This is a genomic window from Veillonella sp. VA137 (assembly GCF_003992015.1).
In the GTDB taxonomy this organism is placed as follows: domain Bacteria; phylum Bacillota; class Negativicutes; order Veillonellales; family Veillonellaceae; genus F0422.
On record NZ_RQVK01000009.1, the window covers coordinates 40,560 to 63,514 of the forward strand.

The window sequence follows — 22,955 nt, forward strand, 5'->3', positions numbered from 1 at the left end:
TATGACAAATCCCTTAGAACGATTAGTAGAAGAATTGCGTCGCCTACCAGGTGTGGGGGCTAAATCGGCTAGACGATTAGCATACCATCTCATTGAGGCGGATGCAGAAGATGTACAACGCTTGGTAGAAACCATCCTTGCAGCGAAAGAAGCCACACATAGATGTTCCCAATGCTTTAATTTATCTGCTCAAGATCCTTGTGAGTTTTGTGCTAGCTCTAAACGGGACAGATCGATGGTTTGTGTGGTGGAAACATCCCGTGATGTCATCGCTATCGAACGCAGTGGTGACTATAAAGGGTTATACCATGTGTTGGAAGGGGCTTTGTCCCCTATTGATGGGGTTGGCGTAGAAGACATCCGCTTGAAAGAGCTCATGTTGCGCCTTCAAGATAATACAGTGCAAGAGGTCATCATCGCCACAGATCCTGATGTAGAAGGGGAAGCAACGGCCCTATACATTGCTCGATTATTGCAACCTACGGGGATTAAGGTCACTCGTATTGCCCGTGGTATTCCAGTAGGTGGTGATATTGAATACGCCGATGAGGTGACCTTGAGTGGCGCTGTATTACATCGTCAAGAAATGAGGTAATGATGGATTACATATTACAAGCTGTAGTAGCTATTGTTGTAGCTTGGGTGATTATCAAAGTAGCTTGGTTCACCATCAAACGAGTGGCGATAAATGTCTTTTTAGGCATGATTACCTATGCAGTAGCTACAGAAGTATTCCATATTCCTATGGATATGAATATTATGTTGTGGGCACTAACAGCCGTGTTAGGGCCTATACCAGTGCTAGGCTTAGCGTACTTTCATTGGTAAAATAAGGAGCAACTATGCAATCAAATACTGTGGTACTTAATGACATTCAACAACAAGTTGTACAGGAATTAGATAGAAATATTGTATTGCTAGCTTCTGCAGGAACGGGAAAAACAAATACATTGTCCTATCGAGTGGCACATATCTTGGAAACAGGTCGTGCTACTGGGGATCAAATCTTGTGTCTTACATTTACGAACAAGGCGTGTCGTGAAATGAAAGAACGCATGATTACGATTGTAGGGCAAGAGGCACAAGCTGTGAAAGTATCTACATTTCACAGCTTTTGTTATACCATTTTGCAAGAAGAAGCAAAATTACAAGAAGATTTGTTTAAAGAATTTCTTATCTTTGATGAAGAAGATGTAGAGGAATTATTGAGTGAATGTTTGCCGAATCTTGTGAAAGCCTATAGCGAAGAGCAAGGTCTTATGGCACTCAAAATACATGCAAATACGATTCGTCAGGTTATCAGCGAAGTGAAAGAGCATCGATCGAAGTATCAATATTATTCTTCTGATATAAGCAATGATTACAGGCGTACAATGGAGCAAATGAAACGGGAGGAATCTGTTTGGTATAGCATTATGTCAGAAGAGACAGCAGCATTTTTAGATGAAACAGGGCTACAAGTCTTGATGGAATACGAGTGCCGTTTGCGAAACCTCAATGGGTTAGATTTTGCCGATTTGATTACGAGGGTACATCAAATCTTTCAGCGTCCTGAGGTAGCTAATCGTTGGCGCCAACGCTATTCCTATATTGCAGTAGATGAAATGCAGGACACGAGTGAGTTAGAATATGAAGTGATGAATACCATGTGGGAGGGGAACCATATTTTGCTCTGTGGGGATTACTTTCAAACCATTTATGAATGGCGTGGGTCTAATCCGATTATATTAATCGATCGGTATCGCAGAGAGTATAACCCCATAGAATTAGTGTTTGATACAAACTATCGGTCTAATCAGATGTTGTTTAAGGGAGCTTTTTCCATGCTGAAAGATATGTTCCCTCAACGGGTGCGAGAGTTGTATCGAAAAGAACCGAAAGCGATAGCCACACAGCAAGGTGAGCCCATTTCGATATATGCGGCTGCAGATGCTCAGGATGAGGCTAGGTATATATTTCAATCTATTCAACAGTTGAGAACTGGAGAAGAGATGCCTCCTGTAGGAATTTTGGTGCGCACCAATAAACAGGCTATACAATTGAGTGAGCATTTTAAACGATGTAATCGATCTTTGCCAGAAGAGAAACAATTGAAGTTTATTTTGGCAGATGAATTAAAATTTTTCCGACGTTTGGAAATCAAGGATGTGTTGGCATTTTTTAAATGCTTAGTGAACCCTTGGGACTTAATGAGTACAAAACGAATCATTCGCACCTTTGTAAAAGGGGTTGGTGATAAGCGTATGGAGGAATTAGAAAGCACAGCAGTGAGAAAAACTGGGTTGCGGATTACCGATTTTATGAGTACGAAAATCTTTACTCGAGAGCCCTATGAACAGTTAGAAAAAGGGCTCATCGCCAAAGATATCGTAGTGTTTGATGTGGAAACGACAGGCGTAAATATCATGGAAGACCGTATTGTGCAGATGGCGGCCATCCGCATTGATGAAGAGGGCAATCAAATTGATAAGTTTGAACGATTTATCAACCCTGGCGTACCGGTAGGGGATTCAGAATTAGTCCATGGTTTTAGTGATGCGCACTTACAAAAGGTCGGTGGCGATGCACGAACTGTACTGGAAGCATTCAGACAGTTTGCTGATGGGTCCATGGTTGTCGGTCATAATGTGCAGTACGATATGGGAATATTAGAGCAAGAGTGTAGCCGACATGGTGTAGCTATGCCAAGGGTACAAGCCATCTATGATACCCTAGACATATATCGTCGGTTCTATCCGAATTTGCCGAACCACAAACTAGAGTTTTTAAGTGGGCATTTCCCGATTGATCATCAGTCTACTCATAATGCGATGGACGATATTATAGCGACGGGTAAATTATTGGTCTATGCTATGAAGGAAAATATCCTGCCCACGAAAGCACAGCGTATGGCATTTGTCAATAAATATAGAGATATATTTGCCAATATTGCCGCCTCTATGGATACTTTACGAAGCAAGTGGACTACGAGCAAGCCTACAGAAATTCTTACCTATATTATGAAAGATATGGGGGTAGTGGAACATTATCAAAAGAAGGTAAAAGAAGATCCCACCGGAGAACGTAGATTGACTAGTATTCGTGAACTATACCGCATCATGAAAGAGTTAGAAGCGGAACATCCACACTATGTAGGCCGTGATGGTGTGAAAGAGATATTAGAAATGTCTGCTCTTCACTCGGGAGAGGGCATGTTCCGACGAAAAGGAGACAGCCGTATCCCCATCATTACGGTCCATCAAGCCAAAGGCAGTGAATTTGAGTATGTCTTTATTGCTAGTGCACATGATGGGGGACTTCCTTTCTACTTTGCGGTTAAAGATGGTAAATTAGAAGAAGAAAAACGTATTTTTTATGTAGCATTAACTCGTGCTAAGAAACACTTGACCATTACCTATGCAAAGGTGAATGCAAATGGGTATTGGCAACAACCAAGTCGATTCTTATCGTCCATTCCAGAAGAATTTATAAAGCGGTTGGGCTCATTATAAAGATATGGGAATTTGTAGGGAATAACTACCCCAATGTTTTCAATCTATGCTATAATAGAGTGTAAATAGTGTACGTTAGACGCCTATTTACGAGGGTAATACTAATAATGGAAGAACTTTCAGAATGAGGGCTTTCAAACTAGAAAGCAATCGTTACGATAGAAAGTTCTATGATGTAATGGAGGCAATTCATATGGGAACCAATGTAGCAACAAGTATGGTAATTGGCACACAATGGGGCGATGAAGGTAAAGGCAAAATCGTTGATTATTTATCTGAACGCGCTGATGTGGTAGTACGTAGCCAAGGTGGTAATAATGCAGGTCATACTGTAGTAGTAGAGGGTAAATCTTTCGCATTGCGTTTATTGCCTAGCGGTATTCTTTACGATGATAAAATGAATATCATTGGTACGGGTGTCGTTGTGGACCCTAAAGTATTGTTGGAAGAAATTGCAAACCTTGAAAAAGAAGGTAAAAGTGCGAAGTCCTTATATATTTCTGACCGTGCTCACGTGATTTTACCGTATCATAATCGCTTAGATGAAGCGGAAGAATCTGTGAAAGGTGATGCTAAAATCGGTACTACAAAAAATGGTATCGGTCCATGCTATGCAGATAAAGTAAACCGTATTGGTATTCGTATCTGTGATTTAATGGATCCAGAAGTATTCGAGAAAAAATTAAAATTCAATGTAGAATTGAAAAATAAAATGTTAACAGCTGTATATGGTTTTGAACCAGTTAATTTTGAAGAAATTTTAAAAGATTACTTAGGCTATGCAGAACAATTACGTCCATTTGTAAAAGATACAAACTTTGCCGTGATTGATGCTATCAAATCTGGTAAAAAAGTATTGTTTGAAGGTGCCCAAGCAACGATGCTTGACCTTGATCACGGTACATATCCATTCGTAACAAGTTCCCACCCAGTAGCAGGTGGTGCGTCTGTGGGCGCTGGTGTAGGTCCTAACTACTTAAAAAATATCTTCGGCGTAGTAAAAGCGTACTCTACTCGTGTGGGTGAAGGTCCGTTCCCATCTGAACTATTAGATGAAACTGGCGAATACCTTCGTCAAACAGGTCATGAATTTGGTACTGTTACAGGTCGTTCCCGTCGTTGTGGATGGTTAGACTTATCTGTTGTGACTTATGGCGCAGCATTGAACAGCTTAGATTACTTGGCGATTACTCGTCTAGATATCTTGGATGGCTTAGATGAAGTTAAAATCTGCGTAGGTTACACACGCAATGGTGAGCCTGTACAAGGATTCCCTGCTAGCTTAGATGTATTAGCAGAATGTGAACCAGTATACGAAACATTCCCAGGTTGGAAAACAGATATTTCCGGTATCCGCAAGTATGAAGAATTGCCAGAAGCAGCACGTCGTTATGTAGAACGCATTGCAGAGGTAACTGGTGTACAAGTAGGTATTGTATCTGTAGGTCCTGGTCGTGATCAAACGATTGATTTAGTGAATGTATTTGCCTAATCGCAATAAACCATGTAGAGACCCGTTTCGGGTCTCTATTTTATTTGTTGCAAATTCTATGTGTATTTGAAAGTAAGGAGATTCCATGATTAAACGATTATCCCTAGCGCTCTCTCAGGATGTGGCAGAACTCCTGCAAGAGTATATAACATATCCCATGGTGGATGTAGTTACAGCAGACTTTACAGAAGTGTCGGCCATTGTGGTCAGTGATGCTTATGTGAAGGACATGGTTCATCATCCACAGGTACAAGCCTTTTCCATTCCGCTTTTTGTGATTACAAAGGATGGAGATGCTCTCCTTAAGGCTGGTGATTATTTGCCTAACATGAGGATATATACGGCACATACACTAGATGAACTTAGAATGGCAGAGGATGTTGAGAGTGCGGCCATACGCTATGAATATGCCGTGTTGCCACCATTCTTTAGAACCCTAGCTATGTACTCTACTAATGGCAATCTTCAATTTGATTGTCCCGGACATCAAGGGGGTGACTTCTTTAAGCAACATCCAGCAGGTCGTGCGTTCTATAATTTTTATGGGCAAAACGTATTTACCAGTGATTTATGTAATGCAGATGTGAAGTTAGGAGATTTGCTCATTCATGAAGGTCCTGCTTGTGATGCACAACAGCATGCAGCAGAGGTATTCAATGCAGACAAAACTTATTTTGTATTAAATGGTACTTCTTCCGCCAATAAAATGGTTCTCAATGCCTTGTTAGCACCAGGAGATGTGGTGCTCTATGATAGAAATAACCATAAGTCTATTTCTCATGGTGCTTTAGTGCAAGCGGGTGCAACACCAGTGTACTTGGAAACGGCACGAAATCCATTTGGATCCATCGGGGGGATTCTAGACCATTGCTTTGAAGAAAGCTATATCCGTCAGTTAGTGGCGCAAAGAGACCCAGAGAAAGCAAAGGAAGAACGGCCTATTCGGTTGGCTGTGATTCAGCTCGGCACCTATGATGGAACGATATATAATGCACGACAGGTGGTCAATCGGATTGGACATCTTTGTGATTATATTTTGTTTGATTCTGCTTGGGTAGGGTACGAACAATTTATTCCTATGATGAAAGATTGCAGTCCTTTATTATTAGAATTAGGACCTAATGATCCGGGTATTCTCGTGACGCAATCAGTACATAAGCAACAAGCTGGCTTTTCGCAAGCCTCTCAGGTGCATAAAAAAGACAGACACATTAAAGGACAAGCGCGGTATGTAAACCATAAACGGATGAACAATGCCTTTATGATGCATGCCTCTACATCTCCCTTTTATCCCTTGTTTGCATCCTTAGATGTGAATGCTAAAATGCATGAAGGATTAGGTGGTCAATTTCTGTGGAAAGAGTGTGTGAAAGTGGTCATTGAGGCTCGTAAATCAGTGCTAACACGATGTCAGTATATACGACCACTAGTGCCACCTATGGTGCATGGTCAATGTTGGGAAGATGGTGATACGGAACGCATGGCAGAGGACCTATCCTACTTCCGGTTTGAACCGAATGGAAAATGGCACTCCTTCCAAGGCTATGGAGAGAACCAATACTTCATTGACCCTTGTAAGTTTCAATTGATTACACCTGGTATTGATGTAGAAACAGGAGCCTATGAATCTTTTGGTATACCGGCTACGATTTTGGCGCATTACTTGCGAGATCGCCATATCATCCCAGAGAAATGCGATTTAAATACCATATTATTTTTAATGACACCAGCGGAAACAAAGGAAAAGATGGAGAAACTAGTATCCCACTTAGTAGAGTTTGAAGCTCTCATCGATAGAGATGCGCCATTGGAAGAGGTATTACCTTATGTGAGTCATCGACATTGGAAGGTCTACGATGGATATACAATTCGTCAACTTTGCCAAGAAATGCATGATTTTTATAAAGATCGTAATGTGAGTGATTTACAACGGAAATTATTTTTACAAGAGTGTTTTCCTGATTATGTAAAATCACCGCAAGAAGCGAACTTTGATTTTGTTCGAGGCCATGGCGAGTTAGTGCCTGTGTCTGAGGCAGTGGGGCGTATGGCGTTAGAAGGAGCCTTGCCATATCCACCAGGAGTGCTCTGTGTACAGCCAGGTGAGCGCTGGTCAGAGACGGCACGAGATTATTTCTTAGCCTTAGAAGAAGGGATTAATCGATTGCCTGGCTTTGCCCCAGAAATTCAAGGGGTGTACTTGCAAGAGCAAGAGGATGGCACTAAAAAAGCCTTTGCCTATGTGTTACAAGAGTCCTATGAATCGCGATAGTATAGAGGATTCTATATATAAATTTGTACTCACAATGAATAGAAATGGTGTATCGTACTTGTATGATACACCGTTTTTATATATACTTGTATATGAATGCATAAAACTATTTCATAGCGTGTAGACCGTACAGAATGCCTATAGGCTATAAAGTAGTTATAGATACAAATATTCTTACATAGGTATAGGAAACTTGAGCGAAAAGCTCACTAGATTAAATAGGAGTGTATATGTTAATACAAGATAAACATGCAGTAGAGCAACGGTTGTTAATTCAATCGGCCATACTCATGTCATTTGTGGCTATAGGGGGCACTATGATGGGGGTCTTTAGCGGATCTAGTGCCATCTTGTTAGATGGGGTCGTGTCCTTTATTGCCGTGATTATTAAAGTGATGATGATCATCACATCCCGATTAGTATCAAATGAAACGAGTAAGCGATTTCAGTTTGGCTATTGGCAGTTTGAACCCTTAGTGTTGATTGCAGAAGGTAGTTTTACCTTGCTGATCGTAAGTTACGCCTTTTTATCGGGACTGACGGATTTATTGGGTGGCGGTCGTGCTGTTCATGTGGGACCCGCTATCATCTATGCTACAATTTTTACCATTGCTGATACGTGCTATTATTTCTATGTGCACCAAATCAATAAAAAATTGCAATCTAATTTGGTGAAATTCGATAATATTAGTTGGTCCATCGATGCTATGTTAGAAGCTGGGATTTTAATTAGCTTTTTAGTGGCTTTTGGGTTAGAACATTTTGGCTATGCAGAATGGGCGGTCTACGTGGATCCTATTGTGCTCATTATTTTATCCTTACAAATGATGCCGTCTGCTTTAAAAATTATTATCCCATCGGTGAAACAAATTATGGGTGTGGCACCTTTGAAATTACATAATCGAATCCAATTTATTATGGATTCTTTCATGGAAAAGTATAAATTTAAAGATTATGTCACTAGTGTACAAGCCTATGGGAATGTGAAAATGATTGAAATTGATATTTTAATTCCTAAGAATTTCCCAAAACAAACCATTGTGGAATTAGATGAAATTCGCAATGAAATTGACCTTGCCATTGGTGGTGACCCAGCAGAGAAATGGGTGACGATTACATTTACAGCAACGAAAAAGTGGATGGCAAAAGATTATTTATTAGACGAAGAAGATGAAGATTGAGATTAATAACTATCTTCCGATGAGGAGACAACAGTGGATTATGTATTGACCATCATGGAGACCTATGGGTATGCAGCCATGTTTATTTGTATGGTGCTAGAAAATGCGAACATTCCAATTCCTAGTGAAATTATTTTAGGGTTCGCAGGGTATTTAGTATTTCAAGGCGTATTTGATTTGAATACGGCTATTATTGTAGGTGTTGTAGCGGGCATTGTGGGTTCTGTAGTATCCTATTGGCTAGGGGAATATGGTGGCAGACCTGTATTGATGAAATATGGGAAATATATCTTATTTAATGAAGATAAATTTGGTGCTGCAGAAAAATTGTTCAATCGCTATGGTGGTGCCGCTGTGTTTATTGGCCGTTTATTACCAGGGGTGCGTACATTTATTTCCTTCCCTGCAGGAGTGGCTAAATATCCGATGACCCCCTTTGTGATTTGGACTACTTTGGGCACAATCCCTTGGACTATCTTGCTAGTTTGGCTAGGTATGAAATTAGGAGAACATTGGAAAGACTTAATTGAGTATAATCATGAACTATTAATTGCTATGATTGTAGTATTTGTAGTGTTAGCTGTAGTATATGGTTTGAAATATTGGAAACATCGTAAACAATAGGGAGATGCTTATGAAATTACATCGTGTAACCTATGTAGTATTTCTCTTTTTCTTAGGAGTTTATGTACTAGGAAACCATCTATTACCAGTGTCGGACCCAGTAGAGTCGAATTACGCCTTAACTGCAAAAGAGATGGTCTTGTCTGGAGATTGGTTGTCTCCACAAATTTACGGGCACTATTGGTTCGATAAACCGATTATGATTTATTGGTTATTGAGTTTGTCCTATTCCGTATTCGGCATAACAGACTTTGCAGCGCGGTTTCCATCAGCTCTTTTTGGAGCTTTGTCAGTGGCTATGGTCTACCAAGGTGTGCGCACCTTAACAGGACAACGAGTGGGATCTTTGCTATCTGCATTTATACTAGGTACCTCTCTTATCGTGTGGACCATTGCTCATGGGATTATCACAGACATGGTACTCCTATTTGCTACGGTAGGCACATTCTATTATGCCTATCGTGGACTATTAGTTAAGAATCCTTGGCATATAGCAGTAGCTTATGGATTTGCAGGGATCGCAGTATTAACGAAGGGCCCTGTAGGTATCGTATTGCCGGGATTGTTATTCCTTGTGTATGCAGGTGTTAAACGTTCTTTACCATTGGTGAAAGCTTTATTTCCATGGCAAGGTATCCTCGTATTTTTAGCAATTATTTTGCCTTGGTATGGATATATGTACCATACTCACGGCATGGAATTTATCAATGGGTTTTTAGGGCTTCATAATGTCACGAGAGCAACTCAATCTGAACATCCAGAGGTGAATCATTGGTGGTACTATCTACCTATTTTTCTAGGAGGATCTCTCCCTTGGACGGGGGCCATTCTATATGGTATGTATCGGGGATGGAAAACTAGAGCTGATGCTTATTTATATACGATGATTATGGGCTGGGGAACGATTTTGTTTTATACGGTTATGGCCACAAAATATCCGACCTATGCCTTTATTTCCGTCATTCCTTTTAGTCTATTAGGGGCTTATGGGGTGATTTCTTTGAAAGATGCCAGTCACCGTGCTTGGTGGTGGCTATTAGGACCGACTTTAGTGTTATGGTGGGCTCTTGGGATTGGAACATTCTTTGCACCTTGGGGCTTTTGGTGGATTCTTCGAGCTGTTATCGTAGTCCTTACCTTATTCCTAGGTGGATGTTATTGGTATCGGAAACGATTGATGATGCCTTTCACAGCGGGGATGGGTACCTTGGTAGTACTCGGTATTGTGCTTATGGAAGGGTTGGTACCATTCTTGGGCTTGCGTTCTTCTGTGACCTATCATGAACAGATACGCAGCTTTCATGGACCAGTCTATTATTATGGAGAATATGCAGCATCTGTACCGTATTATTTAGATATTACCCCACTGCGTGTGGAGCCTAGTCCAGAACGATTGGCGAAGTATAATGTACAGCGCAGTGAAAAGTGGAACGGTAAGAATGTGATGCCTCAAATTGAGGAAGAAGAGTTATTTAAACGCTTGCAATCAGGAGAACGGATGCTCATAATTACCAATAAAAAATATGGTAAAGAATTAGAGGAATCTTCAGTAGGTCAATACTTAGAACGTGATAAAAGCAGTGATAAAGTAGTGCTATTGCATTCCAAATAGAGAGGTGTCTATGTCAGTAGAACGATTGATGCGACAATTAAAAGGATTTTCTAGTCCTCATGTGTATAATCCTTGGAATGATTTTGATGAACGCTATGATACGAATCAGCGGGCGAGCTCTATTCGGAGAAAACAGTTGCAAACTTATTTGGAGCAGCGATTAGAACGCGCCAAAATTCTTATCATTGCAGAAGCGGTGGGCTATCAAGGAGGACGGTTTACAGGGATTGCTATGACTTGTGAAAGAATGCTTTTAGGGCATCACCCTACAGTAGGACCCTCTATGGTGTTTACTGGATTGGAGCCGAAACGAACTAGTAATCCAAAGAGCGAGTATATTATAAAACCGACACAAAAAGAAAAGGGCTTCAATGAGCCCACTGATTCTGTGGTTTGGAATGCTATGCTAGAAGCTAATATCGATCCTTATGAAGTGGTGTTGTGGAATATCTTTCCTTTTCATCCCTATAAGGGCACAGATGGTTTGACAAATCGGACACCTACAAAGCAAGAATTAGACTTAGGGTGGACCTATACGAAACAGCTCTTAGATTTGTTCCCTAAGGCACAGATCCTTGGAGTGGGTCAAAAAGCAAGTCTTACACTCAGTGAGTATGGTATAGATGTACAAGCAACCTTGCGCCATCCAGCGAATGGAGGAGCGGGGTTGTATAAACAGCAATTCCGGGAGTTTTGTAAAACTTTATAGAGCGAAAAGGTGAAAAGCCGTAGCGTTTCTGAAAAGTGAAAAGCCGTGGCGCTTCTGAAAAAGCGAAAAGCCGTGGCACTTCTAAAAAGACGAAAAGCCGCAGCGCTTCTGAAAACTGCCCTACGCGAAAGTTTTCAGTAAGCACTACGGCTTTTCTTACGGTGTTTATGGGGATTGAAAATCTGACTGCTTTAAAAACGGTCTATGCTGATGGTTTTCAGTAAGCACTACGGCTTTTCTTGGCGGTGGTTTTTGTGGAAGTTAGTTATCAATGTGCATTTTCAATGAATATTTTTGGGTACTACGACTTTTGCGGTATTTATGGGAATTGAAAATCTGCCTATTTTAAAAACGGTCTATGCTGATGTTTTTAATGAGTCCCATGGCTATTTTCGGACAATTTGTGAAGTTAATAGGTAATACAAAAATCCTACTATCGATAATGATGGTAGGATTTTTATATAGGAATTTAGAGGAAGCTTTGTTATAAGGTCTTTTGTATTGGTAGTCTTTGCAATACTTGGATGACCTTTTGTAATTCTGCTTCTGTGTGCGAAGCGGTGACGGTTAAGCGTAATCGTCCTGTGTTGATAGGTACGGTAGGTGGACGAATGGCACTCAGGATAATGCCTTCTTGTTCACATAGGCGACTGGCTTCTAATGTGTCTTCGTTGGATCCAATGATGATGGGGAAAATCGGTGTTTCATCGCTGCTAGGGATTCCTAGTGATTGCAAGGCTTGGTGCATGTATTCTGTATTGCTCCGCAGGTTTTGATAGACCCTTGGTTCCTGTGCCAATACTTCTAGGGCGCCAAGGCTAGCACCAATGTCAGCTGGAGATAAGGCGGTAGCAAAGATGAAAGGGCGACTATGGTTGATGATATAGTCGATGATGGTTTGGCTACCGCAGACGTATCCACCGATGGACCCTAAGGCTTTACTCATAGTGCCAGTGGTGATGATACGTGGACTTTCACAGTGAAAGTGATGTGCTGTGCCACGTCCCTCACCAATGACGCCAGTAGCATGGGCATCATCCACAATGAGAAGAGCATCGTAGCGCTCAGCTAGCTCTAGTAGTTTTGGTAAGGGGGCTATATCCCCATCCATGCTGAACACCCCGTCGGTAATGATGAAGCGCATACCATAGTGCATAGACTCAGCTAGTAATGGCTCAAGGGCGTGTACATCTTTGTGGGGGTAGACTTGTATTTTTGCGCCACTGAGGCGACATCCATCGATCAGGCTAGCATGGTTAAGCTCATCGCTAAAAATGATGTCCCCTTTATTAACAAGAGCTGATATAGTTCCGAGATTTGCCATAAACCCAGCTGTGAAGGTGAGTGCTTTTTCACATTCTTTCCACTGTGCAAGACGGGCTTCTAATTCTTGAAATAAAGGAAAAGAACCAGACGTAAGACGAGCACCACCAGAGCCAGTACCATATTGTTGAATAGCTTGTAAGGAACGATCCTTCACGTGCGGATGGTGGGTTAAGCCTAAGTAATTATTCGATGCCATCATTAGATAGGTGGAATCTTCATACATAACATGAGTCGCATCGATAGGTGTATACGTACGAGGAGAACGAAATTGTGATTCCTCTTGACGTAGAGTTAAGGCTTTGGCATATCGATTAAACATGGTGAATCCCTTTCGTTGTGACCCAAGTAGGGGTGGATGTAAAATATTGTAGTAATGTTTCTATAGGTGCCTCTTCGGTGATGAAGAAGGCACGACCACCAATGGGACTACCATAGACTTTCATAGGGCTCAATCGATGGTAGGTAGTGCCGTAAGACACATAACCCGTTGTATAATCTGGATCGTCAGACCAACATAGTTCACCTAGCACAAAGGGAGACGCCAAGACCTTGCTAGCCAAGATGAGAGCCTCCCTAGAATGGACAGAGGAACATCCGAAGTGCTGTAAATGTCGATGTATATCAGCATCGCTTTCTGCATCCATACGGGACACGCGCACTGTTTGAGGATATACTTCACCAGTGATAGCGTTAACGAGCCACGCGCCGCTTACAGACTCTGTGTTTTGATTGAGTTTGGTAAAAGCCTTTTGAATCGCCTGTTCGTGAATCTGCGCTTGTTGTAATAGTTGGGTAGCTACCTGATGAGATTCCTCGATTGTTTCTGATTCTGTAGTAGCCACCATGAGAGCAGGGACTTTCATGATGGAGTCATCAGGAATCTCATCAATTTGTAAATTGATAAAATCTGGACGACCTTTGCTGTGTTGCAATGCTCGTTGTAAAAATTCTTCTGAAATGCGTGATAAGGATTCTAAAGAGACGAGACGTTCCGCTCCAGAAATATGAGAACCTCCTTGTTCATGAGGGCCTCCCTTAGCAGCGCGCATACGAATGCTGTAGACCATGAGTGACTAACCTTGTTTTACTTTCAAAGTCGTAGCCAAACGAGGTAGTCGGTGTAAGATGCTGTAGAAGATAGGACTTACAATGACTGTGAAAATCATTCCAGGGACTGCCATCACAAGCATAGGAATGACCATTTTGCCAAAGGACAAACCAATGGTGATACGGGCGATAGCAGACGCAATAGGGCCAGAGATAAGAATGGACCACATGCGATTTTTGCCAATCCATAAGATGAGCCCTACAATGAGGCGGAACTGCATGGCAATGGCAACGTTTAATAAGTTTTGGGTGCCCAATACAAGACCAATCAAGCTAGAAAGACAACCGCAGATGATGTATTTGCGGAACCCGAAGGCAGCACAAATGGCTACCGCCAAAGGGGCAGACAATTGGAATTCTACACCGGGAATTAAGTTGGGAATCTTGATACCTCCCAAAATTGTCATCATCGCTGTTAAGATACCGATCTCTGCAATTGTGTGAATACTTACATTTTTCATTTTGCGACCTCCTATTGTAAACTTTCAAAAACCTTACTTCGTTTACATTATAAGACGCAATTGCATTTAGTGCAATATTCAATTGCAAATTTTTGTGACACATCATGAGGGACCTCAGTTGCTTAGGTTGGATTTTCTATAGTATAATAAAAGTAATTATTTTGATCGGCTTATGAACCTTATGGGTTCCCAAATGTTTCACAGTAGAAGTATGTATAGAGGGTATATGCTTTGCTGTGTAGAAGAATGTGACATAGATAGTGAGAAAGGTTTCTCACAGTGTTTTACTGTATGAATACGAACAGAAATAGATACTTATTTGTGCTTACATGCCGATACATGCTTAACCATCTGAGGATGGGATTATATAGTCTTGGACTATGGTAGTATGTATAGACAGTACGACTATAGTCCTGTAGGAGGAAATTTTGAATATACAAGAAGAAAGAACAACGGTAGCTACACCAACAGGTGAAGCTGCGCAACAACGACCACGTCCGACGACACGCACACGTCGCACAACGGGTCAAAATCGTCGTGCTACTGTGAAAGCGGATGGAGAACGTCCAAACCGTCCACGTCCACAAGGTGACAATGGCGAACGTCGTCAATCCAATCGTGGCCCACGTAGACCACAACGAACAAATACAACAGTAGAAAAACATGAACAGACAGCACGTCCACATGTACGAAAAGATAAATTGCAAATCATTCCATTAGGTGGTCTAGGTGAGATCGGTAAAAATATGACCATCTTCCAATATGGCGATGATATTGTCGTGTTGGATGCGGGCTTAGCATTCCCAGAAAATGATATGTTAGGGGTGGATATTGTAATCCCTGACATGAGTTATTTAATCGAGCATAAAGATAAAGTACGTGCCGTAGTGATTACTCATGGTCACGAAGACCACATTGGGTCCTTGGCGTACTTATTAAAAGAAGTGAACGTACCTGTGTATGCTACAAACTTAGTATGTGGATTGATCGAAGGCAAATTAAAAGAACATCACGTAAAAGCTAAAAAATTACAAGTTGTAAAAGCTGGTGATGAATTTAAAATTGGATGCTTTAAAGTGGGCTTTATCCAAACGAACCATTCCATTCCAGATGCATGTGCCATTTTCTTAGAAACTCCAGTAGGTACTGTGGTACATACTGGGGACTTCAAAGTGGATCAAACTCCTGTAGATGGGAAATTGATGGACGTTCACAAATTTGCAGAACTTGGTAACAAAGGCGTATTGGCGCTTATGTCCGACTCCACAAATGTGGAAAAACCAGGGTTTACTCCATCTGAAAGTTCTGTAGGCCCCGCGATTATGCGTGCTGTCGCAGAAGCTACGGGTCGTGTTATTTTAGCTACTTTTGCATCTAATGTGTCTCGATTGCAACAAGCTATTGATGCAGCGGTAGCCACAAAACGTAAAGTAGTGGTATTAGGTCGTTCCATGGTAAATGTGACAGAAATCGCTCAAGAGCGTGGCTACTTAACAGTACCAGAAGGAACTATCATCGGTGATGATGAAATGAATCGCTATCGCGCTGATGAAATTATGATCTTAACAACGGGGTCTCAAGGGGAACCAATGGCAGGTCTATCTCGTATGTCTACGAACAATCATCGTACCGTAGAGATTACGCCAAATGATACTGTTATTATCTCTGCTACACCAATTCCAGGTAACGAAGCGGCTGTAGGACGTACCATCGATAACTTATTGCGCCAAGGTGCTCATGTAGTATACGGCAAGGATCGTGGTATCCATGTATCTGGTCATGGTAGCCAAGAAGATTTAAAAACTATGTTGAACCTAGTACGACCTAAATTCTTTATCCCAGTTCATGGGGAATACCGCATGTTGAAAAAACATGGTGAGCTGGCTGTGTCCATGGGGATTGTAAAACCTAGCAATGTCTTGGTAGGCGATAATGGACAAATTTTTGAGTTTACTACTCGTACAGGTCGTTTAGCAGGTCGTGTACCAGCTGGTAAAGTCTTTGTAGATGGTTTAGGTGTAGGCGATGTAGGCAATATCGTTATCCGTGATCGTCAACAATTAGCGCAAGAAGGTATGGTGGTCGTTGTGATGGCAATGGACCGTGCTTCTGGTACGATCGTAGCGGGACCAGATATGTTATCTCGTGGCTTTGTGTATGTTCGTGATGCAGAAGAATTGTTAAGCGAAGCACAACGTCGTGTGGACGCAGCAGTAGAAAAATGTGAAATGGACCACATCAAAGATTGGACAACTATCAAAACAGTGGTGCGTGACACATTAGGTAAATTCTTCTATGAAAAAACACGCCGTCGTCCAATGATTCTACCAATCATTCAAGACGTATAAGGATTGTGCTATAATAGGCATATGACGAAAGTCATATGTCTATTTATTGTATTGGCATAGAACGATGTCGACCCTTGAGGGAGACATAGTGTGGAGTTAGTATATGAATCAAACAAGTACAAAGTCTGTCGTAGAGTCTGGTATCTTAACGGCATTGATGATTGTCTTTGCCATGATAGGTCTCAGTGTACCTATGCTTGGATTTTTTGGATCTATTTTTGTGCCTATGACGATTGCTATCGTAGGTGTACGCCATGGCTTTCGGTGGAGTTTATTATCTGTTGTATCCGCAGTCATTGCCATTGCCTTTTTATTGGGACCATTGACGGCCATAGTCGAAGGTGGAGTCTTTGGTGTGATTGGTATTTTAATCGGCTATGGATTGCGCAAGCACTGGTCTATTTCTAAACTGTTGATGATTCCTGCTGTGGTATTAATGCTAGCAGTAGTGGTTCAGTTTTGGGCATCCGCTTTGGTGATGCAAGTAAGCCCTACAGATATGTGGTCCTCTTTGGAAGAACAAATTACAGTATCCATGCAAGATATGTATGTACAGCAAGGGCTTTCAGAGGAGCAAGTGACAACAGCGATGGCAGCCTTGCAAGATCAAATTGAAATCATGAAAAAAGTATTGATTGCAGGACTGTTTTGCTCTGGCGTAGCGATTTCGTATATTATTAATCGTCTTACCTATCTTGTGCTCAGTCGTATCGGTACCTATCATGTTCCTGAAATGCCTACCATCAAAGGGTGGCGTGTACCAGACTGGGCCTTGCATATCTTTTTAGTGGGGGTCATTTCCTATTTTGTGAAACAATATATTCCACTCCTTGAATACGCAGGCTATAATTTGATGTACTTAGGTGGTATAATGCTATTTATACGAGGTATATCTTGTGTTTGGCGTATTAGTAAAAGTTACAATCCGCCGAAGATTGTGCCGTGGATTGTGCTAGCTATATTTGTTGTGATGTCACAATCTGCTGCGATATTAGGAGCCTTAGATGTATTCTTGCACATAGAGAAACGATGGGGCAGACGAAGTGAGTAAACCTAGAGGAGGTAGTATGGATATACAAACTGAATACAGTTCTATTGAAATGACTGCTGCCGTTCTCATTATTATCTTATTAGGTATTATTTTCTATTTAAATTGGCAACTAGCTATGTTGGCTTGTATCGTGGTGATCGCTGCCTATTTATATGTGGGACGAACCATTCGCCGAGGACGACATCTTAGAAAAGCTCAATTTGACTGTATGGCAAAAGGGATTACACAGGCATCGACCTTTGCATTACAAAATTTACCCGTAGGGATTGTTATCATTGATGAACACAATGTGATCTGCTGGAGTAATAGCGTATTTAGAGATTGGTTACCTAGTGATTCCGATAAAACAATAAAATTAAGTGGATTTATTCCTACCTTGCGGATTGATAAATATTGGGGCAAGTCGGGATTCTTTCACGAAGAAATTGATGGTAAATATTACCGTGTATTATACAAAACGTTGGTAGCTCCGAAGTCTAATTATTCCGATGTTAATAGCGATGAACTAGAATCGTATATGGCATTTTATTTCGATGACATAACAGATATCGAAGTGGAGAAACAAAAAGCGATTTCTATGCTGCCAGCTCTTGGTTTTATTGCTATGGATAATATTGAAGATTTGCGTTCTGGTTTGAGTGATATTGAATATACGCAATTATGGTCTGATATGAATCGCTTGATTGTGACGGAAATTGACAAGCATGACGGATTTATACGAAATGCTACAGAAGATACGTATACCTTTAGTATTAGTAAAGCCGCTATGTTGCAGATGATGGAGTCGAAGTTTAGCATATTAGATAAAATTCGGGCCTTAACTACATCGAAACATATTCCTCCAACTATCAGTATGGGCATTGCTTTAACAGAAGATACTGTAAAAGTACAAGGGGAAAAGGCAAAATCAGCCTTAGAAATCGCTTTAGGGCGTGGCGGTGACCAAGTTTGTGTATATCATGGTGAGGAAGTAAAATTCTTTGGTGGGAAGTCATCAGGGAATGAAAAGAATACACGTGTTCGTGCTAGGGTCGTATCTCATGCATTGCATGAAATCATGTTGGATTCTGATCGCGTGCTTGTGATGGGTCATGATCGAGAAGATTATGATAGTATTGGTGCTTCTGTAGGCGTAGCAGCGATGGCAAGAGCCCTTAATAAACCAGTGCATATTGCCTTGAGTTCACATCCTACAGCAGTTCGTAAATTAGTAGAAGTACTGGTAGAACATCCAGATTTTCAAGGTCTAATTATTGATGAAGAAGAAGCAGCTCAGTTTGTAACAGATAATACTGTGGTCATCGTGACCGATGTGCATCGGTCTGAAATGGTAGCCGCTCCATCAGCGCTGAAAAAAGCAAATCGCCGTGTTGTCATCGACCATCATAGACGGGGCTCAGATTTTATTGAATCGCCATTATTAACGTATTTAGAGCCTTCTACGTCATCTACTAGTGAACTGGTAACAGAGTTAATTCAATATTTCCCAGAACATGTAGAGATTAAGCATATTGAAGCTAGTGGTTTATATGCAGGTATTGTAGTAGATACAAAAAACTTTGTGGTTCAAACAGGGGCACGTACCTTTGAAGCAGCCTCTTTCTTGCGCCGATCAGGAGCAGATGTATCCTTAGTACGACACTTATTTATGGATAGTTTTGAAGGTATGCGTATACGTTCTGCTATGCTAGCTTCTGCAGAAGAAATAGAAAATATGGCTTTCACAGAGGCACCGCAAGATGCGAAGAATGCAACAGTGATAGCAGCTCAAACAGGTGATAAATTAATTACGCTAGAGGGTATTGAAGCTAGTTTTGTATTTTATGTATTGCCAGATGGTGGCATTGGAGTCAGTGCTAGGTCACAAGGCAAGTTAAATGTACAATTAATTATGGAAGCTGTTGGTGGCGGAGGTCATCGTACCGTGGCGGGTGCTCAAATTTACAATATGTCTATGAAAGAGGCACGCCAATGGGTGACTGAAGTGGCCGTATCCCATATGACAGAATTACAAAAAGAAGTTAAGGAGGAATTATCATGAAAGTAATTTTATTAGAAGATGTTAAAAAAGTTGGTAAACGTGGTGAAATCGTAGAAGTGTCTGAAGCTTATGGCCGTAATGTATTGATTAAAAAAGGCGTAGGTCTTGAGGGGACACCACAAAACTTAAACAATGCAAAACAAAAATTAGGTGCTCAAGCACATAAAAAACAAGTGGACTCTGATGAAGCTACTGTATTGGCTAGCCAATTGTCGAAAGTATCTGTTACAATCCCAGTAAAAATGGGTGATGGTGGTCGTGTATTCGGTTCTGTAACAGGTAAAGATATTTCTGATGCATTGCAAGCGCAAGTAAAAGTTGATGTGGATAAAAAGAAAATTGACTTAAAAGAGCCAATCAAAACATTGGGTACTCATGAAGTGTTAGTTCGAGTGCATCCAGAAATTACAGCTAAGATTACTGTAGAAGTAGTTGCAGGTTAATAGAAAGAGGGGCTAGGCCCCTCTTTTTTGGTATAGATATATGTAGTTGTGAATTGGGAGAATAGTATGTCAGGAAGGATACCACCGCACAGTATAGAGGCAGAACGAGCCGTACTAGGAGCGATTTTGCTTAATAAAGATGCCTTTGATGCAGTCAGCTCTATTGTAAAAGCAGAAGATTTCTATAGCGATAATCATCGTGTCATTTATGAAGCGCTCGTAAGCATTGTAGGGAAAAATCAACGTGCAGACTATGTGTTATTATCGGAAGAGTTGAAAAAGTCTCAGAAGTTAGAGGCTGTAGGGGGGATTCTGTACCTTACGAATTTGACCACAGATATTGTAGATGCGTACAACGTAGAAGATCATGCAAAAATTGTAAGAGATAAAGCTCATTTGCGTAAATTAATCCATGTGGCAAATGCAGTGGAATCCATGGCTTATCGAGAAGAAGAAGAGACGGAAGATATCGTTAATCGAGCAGAACAAATGGTTCTCGATGTGAGTGGTACCACCAAAGGAGAGTCTTCTTTTAGTGCTATGCGGGACGTAGTCTATGAAACCATTGATCGCATCAATGAACTACAACGACATAAAGGGATATTGACGGGCGTATCAACAGGGTTTAAGGATTTAGATAACTTGACCAGTGGCTTACAAAAATCGGATTTAATTTTAGTAGCTGCTCGTCCTTCTATGGGTAAAACAGCATTTACCTTGAACATTGCTCAAAATGTAGCGATGAAATCAAAGAAAAATGTAGCCTTTTTCTCCCTAGAAATGTCTAAGACACAACTGGTAGCCCGTGTGTTGGCAGCGGTAGCTGGAATTAACTCCGGTCGTATCCGGAACGGTCAGCTTAGCCAAGAAGACTGGGGAAAAGCCATTAATGCTTTGAATGATTTAGCAGAAGCACCTTTATATATTGATGATACTTCAGGTTTGACGCCGCAATTAATGAAGAAAAAGTTGCGCCGTTTAATTCAAGAACATGGGGAACTAGGCCTTGTAGTAGTGGACTATATTCAGCTCATGGAAAATGGCGGTAAAAAAATGGCGGATAATCGTCAACAAGAGGTATCGGCGATTTCTCGACAATTAAAAATTATGGCTCGAGAATTTAATGTACCGTTGATTGCCTTGTCGCAGTTAAGTCGTGGTGTGGAAAGCCGAGCCGATAAAACGCCGATGTTAAGTGATTTGCGTGAATCTGGCTCTCTAGAACAAGATGCGGATATCGTTGCTTTCTTGAACCGTGAAAACTATCAAGATACAGAAGATACTAGTGATGGTGTAGAAACACAAGTTATTATCCGTAAGCATCGTAATGGTGAGTTAGGAATTGTAAAATTGTGGTTTGAAGGGGCATACACGAGATTTAGAGATTTGGCATATCGCGAAGATGATCCTGGTATGTAATGAGAGGAGCGACAATGAAACAGACTTGGAAACGTATGCTGTGTGCAGCAGTGTTAACTATGGGGATTGCATCTACAGGAATACTTACAGTAGAAGCTCATGGATTGTGGGAGACTCTTGGTAAAAGTGTATTAGGAGGTATTTCTGTGCATCAACATTTGAGTGATCTAGACAATACAGAGCAAGGTCAACAAGAGATGCTGGAAAAAACAAAAGACCGTACAGGTGTGTATGATAATTATGCTTATCAAATGCGGGCGAAGCGTATTGTGGATGAACTTTCAAAATCACCTCATGTGAAACGCAGTTATGTGGTGTACGTTAACCCAGATGAAGATTTCAATGCCTTCATGACCTTTGGACGTGTTATGTCTATTAACAAAGGGGCTATGGATTTACTAGATGATGATGCGCTGGCCTATGTTATTGGTCATGAATTGAGTCATGGAGAGCACAAAGATCTAGTGAATGGAGCTAAGAAAAGCAGTATTTTGTCTACAGTAATTGGGGCAGCTACGTTTAACTCTGGAGATTTAGGTCAAATTGCAGCGGGACTGACTGGAAAATATTTAGATAGTCAAGTGTTCACTATGTCTCAAGAGAAACATGCTGATGAACTAGGTTTTAGCATCTTAGCAGATTCTTCATATAATGTAGGTGGTGCCGCCCTTGCCATGGAAGTTATCAAAAATAAATATGGCGACACCTACCGTGAGGGATTTGGTAAAATTTTAAATCCTAACGACCATCCAAAAACATCGCAACGGGTATTGGACAATTTGCAACGCTTAAACGCGTACTCTGAAAATCATGTGAAAGTAGAACAACAAACAGTATTTATCAATGGTAAGCCTGTCTATGAAGGCACGGCAAAAGGTAATTATACAGCGCCAATGCGAGCTTACTTAGTGGCTGGTAAATTGGCTAGATTGTATCACGATCATGCCATTGGCGGTGCTCGTGTAGATGGATCTACCGTAGCGATTGGAACGACTAATATCGTGACTATGCCAACCTATGATGCGGCCTTTGAAATAGCAAAACAAATGAATGCAGCTATTAGTGATGAGTCAGGTGTTGTAGCAGATAAAAAAGCAGATAATAATAAGAAAGACAAAAAAGATAAAAAAGACAAAAAAGACAAAAAAGATAAAAAGGATAAAAAAGAATCAAAATAGTGAAAATAATAAGGATACATACAACTAACCGTTATAGTAGACTATACAACATCTCCGCATTATCGATGGATATCGATAGAGAAGGACGATAAATATAGATATTCTTTTATGGAATTCGATATAGAAGCATAGGAAAATGAAGTTATGATGAAGAAGGAAGATGAGGTATAACTAAAAGTAATGATTGGTTTACCCTCTGA

General features: G+C 41.0%; 19 protein-coding genes. 16 read left to right on the top strand and 3 right to left on the bottom strand.

Annotated features, from left to right (window positions below; all coding sequences use genetic code 11):
- Position 1: 1 nt before the first annotated feature.
- The 10 genes from recR (at position 2) to EO116_RS05735 (ending at position 11,605) form a co-directional block, all read left to right on the top strand.
- Positions 2–595, top strand: a complete 594-nt coding sequence (gene recR / locus EO116_RS05690; RefSeq protein ID WP_127161014.1) for a recombination mediator RecR — start codon at positions 2–4, stop codon at positions 593–595.
- Between the two features lie 2 nt (positions 596–597).
- Positions 598–828 (top strand): hypothetical protein, encoded by a 231-nt coding sequence (locus tag EO116_RS05695; protein WP_127161015.1) that lies wholly within the window; start codon positions 598–600, stop codon positions 826–828.
- Between the two features lie 14 nt (positions 829–842).
- Positions 843–3,491, top strand: coding sequence for a 3'-5' exonuclease (locus EO116_RS05700; RefSeq protein ID WP_127161016.1), 2,649 nt, complete (start codon positions 843–845; stop codon positions 3,489–3,491).
- 193 nt (positions 3,492–3,684) lie between these two features.
- Positions 3,685–4,983 carry an adenylosuccinate synthase gene (locus EO116_RS05705; RefSeq protein WP_127161049.1) on the top strand — a complete coding sequence of 433 codons (1,299 nt, stop codon included), beginning with the start codon at positions 3,685–3,687 and terminating at the stop codon, positions 4,981–4,983.
- Between the two features lie 85 nt (positions 4,984–5,068).
- Positions 5,069–7,255: an ornithine decarboxylase gene (gene speC / locus EO116_RS05710; protein WP_127161017.1), complete on the top strand. Its 2,187-nt coding sequence runs from the start codon at positions 5,069–5,071 to the stop codon at positions 7,253–7,255.
- Between the two features lie 230 nt (positions 7,256–7,485).
- Entirely contained in the window at positions 7,486–8,436 is a 951-nt protein-coding gene (locus EO116_RS05715; protein WP_127161018.1) for a cation diffusion facilitator family transporter, read from the top strand.
- A gap of 54 nt (positions 8,437–8,490) precedes the next feature.
- Positions 8,491–9,060: a DedA family protein gene (locus EO116_RS05720; protein WP_370447268.1), complete on the top strand. Its 570-nt coding sequence runs from the start codon at positions 8,491–8,493 to the stop codon at positions 9,058–9,060.
- 10 nt (positions 9,061–9,070) lie between these two features.
- Positions 9,071–10,672, top strand: a complete 1,602-nt coding sequence (locus tag EO116_RS05725; RefSeq protein WP_127161020.1) for a glycosyltransferase family 39 protein — start codon at positions 9,071–9,073, stop codon at positions 10,670–10,672.
- 10 nt (positions 10,673–10,682) lie between these two features.
- The gene (locus EO116_RS05730) at positions 10,683–11,381 is read left to right on the top strand and encodes a uracil-DNA glycosylase (protein ID WP_127161021.1); all 699 of its coding nucleotides are present in this window, start codon (positions 10,683–10,685) and stop codon (positions 11,379–11,381) included.
- Positions 11,382–11,416: 35 nt separating this feature from the next.
- A complete protein-coding gene (locus EO116_RS05735; RefSeq protein ID WP_127161022.1) occupies positions 11,417–11,605 on the top strand; it encodes a hypothetical protein in 189 nt (62 codons plus the stop codon).
- 260 nt (positions 11,606–11,865) lie between these two features.
- On the opposite strand, the gene bioF is transcribed toward EO116_RS05735, so the two are convergent.
- From bioF to EO116_RS05750, 3 genes are read right to left on the bottom strand one after another with little or no spacing between them, the layout of a single operon-like run.
- Positions 11,866–13,026 carry an 8-amino-7-oxononanoate synthase gene (bioF, locus tag EO116_RS05740; RefSeq protein WP_127161023.1) on the bottom strand — a complete coding sequence of 387 codons (1,161 nt, stop codon included), beginning with the start codon at positions 13,024–13,026 and terminating at the stop codon, positions 11,866–11,868.
- A complete protein-coding gene (locus tag EO116_RS05745; RefSeq protein ID WP_127161024.1) occupies positions 13,019–13,774 on the bottom strand; it encodes a 6-carboxyhexanoate--CoA ligase in 756 nt (251 codons plus the stop codon). Before EO116_RS05745 ends, bioF begins: the two co-directional genes overlap by 8 nt.
- A 6-nt stretch (positions 13,775–13,780) precedes the next feature.
- The gene (locus EO116_RS05750; protein WP_009353210.1) at positions 13,781–14,275 is read right to left on the bottom strand and encodes a hypothetical protein; all 495 of its coding nucleotides are present in this window, start codon (positions 14,273–14,275) and stop codon (positions 13,781–13,783) included.
- Positions 14,276–14,703: 428 nt separating this feature from the next.
- Here EO116_RS05750 and EO116_RS05755 point away from each other — a divergent pair, with 428 nt between their 5' ends.
- The 6 genes from EO116_RS05755 (at position 14,704) to EO116_RS05780 (ending at position 22,755) form a co-directional block, all read left to right on the top strand.
- A complete protein-coding gene (locus tag EO116_RS05755) occupies positions 14,704–16,623 on the top strand; it encodes a ribonuclease J (protein WP_127161025.1) in 1,920 nt (639 codons plus the stop codon).
- Between the two features lie 103 nt (positions 16,624–16,726).
- Positions 16,727–17,674 (top strand): YybS family protein, encoded by a 948-nt coding sequence (locus EO116_RS05760; RefSeq protein WP_127161026.1) that lies wholly within the window; start codon positions 16,727–16,729, stop codon positions 17,672–17,674.
- 16 nt (positions 17,675–17,690) lie between these two features.
- Entirely contained in the window at positions 17,691–19,715 is a 2,025-nt protein-coding gene (locus tag EO116_RS05765; RefSeq protein ID WP_127161027.1) for a DHH family phosphoesterase, read from the top strand.
- Positions 19,712–20,158 (top strand): 50S ribosomal protein L9, encoded by a 447-nt coding sequence (gene rplI, locus EO116_RS05770; protein ID WP_127069106.1) that lies wholly within the window; start codon positions 19,712–19,714, stop codon positions 20,156–20,158. The genes EO116_RS05765 and rplI overlap by 4 nt, the downstream gene beginning before the upstream one ends.
- Before the next feature lie 66 nt (positions 20,159–20,224).
- Positions 20,225–21,577 carry a replicative DNA helicase gene (gene dnaB, locus EO116_RS05775; protein WP_127069107.1) on the top strand — a complete coding sequence of 451 codons (1,353 nt, stop codon included), beginning with the start codon at positions 20,225–20,227 and terminating at the stop codon, positions 21,575–21,577.
- Between the two features lie 14 nt (positions 21,578–21,591).
- Positions 21,592–22,755: a M48 family metalloprotease gene (locus EO116_RS05780; protein WP_164726084.1), complete on the top strand. Its 1,164-nt coding sequence runs from the start codon at positions 21,592–21,594 to the stop codon at positions 22,753–22,755.
- The last annotated feature ends 200 nt before the right edge of the window (positions 22,756–22,955 follow it).

Coding starts and splice junctions, on each gene's coding strand:
- EO116_RS05760 (WP_127161026.1), top strand. CDS start 16,727: ATGAATCAAACAAGTACAAAGTCTGTCGTAGAGTCTGGTATCTTAACG.
- EO116_RS05765 (WP_127161027.1), top strand. CDS start 17,691: ATGGATATACAAACTGAATACAGTTCTATTGAAATGACTGCTGCCGTT.
- EO116_RS05720 (WP_370447268.1), top strand. CDS start 8,491: ATGGAGACCTATGGGTATGCAGCCATGTTTATTTGTATGGTGCTAGAA.
- EO116_RS05725 (WP_127161020.1), top strand. CDS start 9,071: ATGAAATTACATCGTGTAACCTATGTAGTATTTCTCTTTTTCTTAGGA.
- EO116_RS05715 (WP_127161018.1), top strand. CDS start 7,486: ATGTTAATACAAGATAAACATGCAGTAGAGCAACGGTTGTTAATTCAA.
- bioF (WP_127161023.1), bottom strand. CDS start 13,026: ATGTTTAATCGATATGCCAAAGCCTTAACTCTACGTCAAGAGGAATCA.
- EO116_RS05705 (WP_127161049.1), top strand. CDS start 3,685: ATGGGAACCAATGTAGCAACAAGTATGGTAATTGGCACACAATGGGGC.
- EO116_RS05700 (WP_127161016.1), top strand. CDS start 843: ATGCAATCAAATACTGTGGTACTTAATGACATTCAACAACAAGTTGTA.
- recR (WP_127161014.1), top strand. CDS start 2: ATGACAAATCCCTTAGAACGATTAGTAGAAGAATTGCGTCGCCTACCA.
- speC (WP_127161017.1), top strand. CDS start 5,069: ATGATTAAACGATTATCCCTAGCGCTCTCTCAGGATGTGGCAGAACTC.
- dnaB (WP_127069107.1), top strand. CDS start 20,225: ATGTCAGGAAGGATACCACCGCACAGTATAGAGGCAGAACGAGCCGTA.
- EO116_RS05745 (WP_127161024.1), bottom strand. CDS start 13,774: ATGGTCTACAGCATTCGTATGCGCGCTGCTAAGGGAGGCCCTCATGAA.
- EO116_RS05750 (WP_009353210.1), bottom strand. CDS start 14,275: ATGAAAAATGTAAGTATTCACACAATTGCAGAGATCGGTATCTTAACA.
- EO116_RS05730 (WP_127161021.1), top strand. CDS start 10,683: ATGTCAGTAGAACGATTGATGCGACAATTAAAAGGATTTTCTAGTCCT.
- EO116_RS05780 (WP_164726084.1), top strand. CDS start 21,592: ATGAAACAGACTTGGAAACGTATGCTGTGTGCAGCAGTGTTAACTATG.
- rplI (WP_127069106.1), top strand. CDS start 19,712: ATGAAAGTAATTTTATTAGAAGATGTTAAAAAAGTTGGTAAACGTGGT.
- EO116_RS05695 (WP_127161015.1), top strand. CDS start 598: ATGGATTACATATTACAAGCTGTAGTAGCTATTGTTGTAGCTTGGGTG.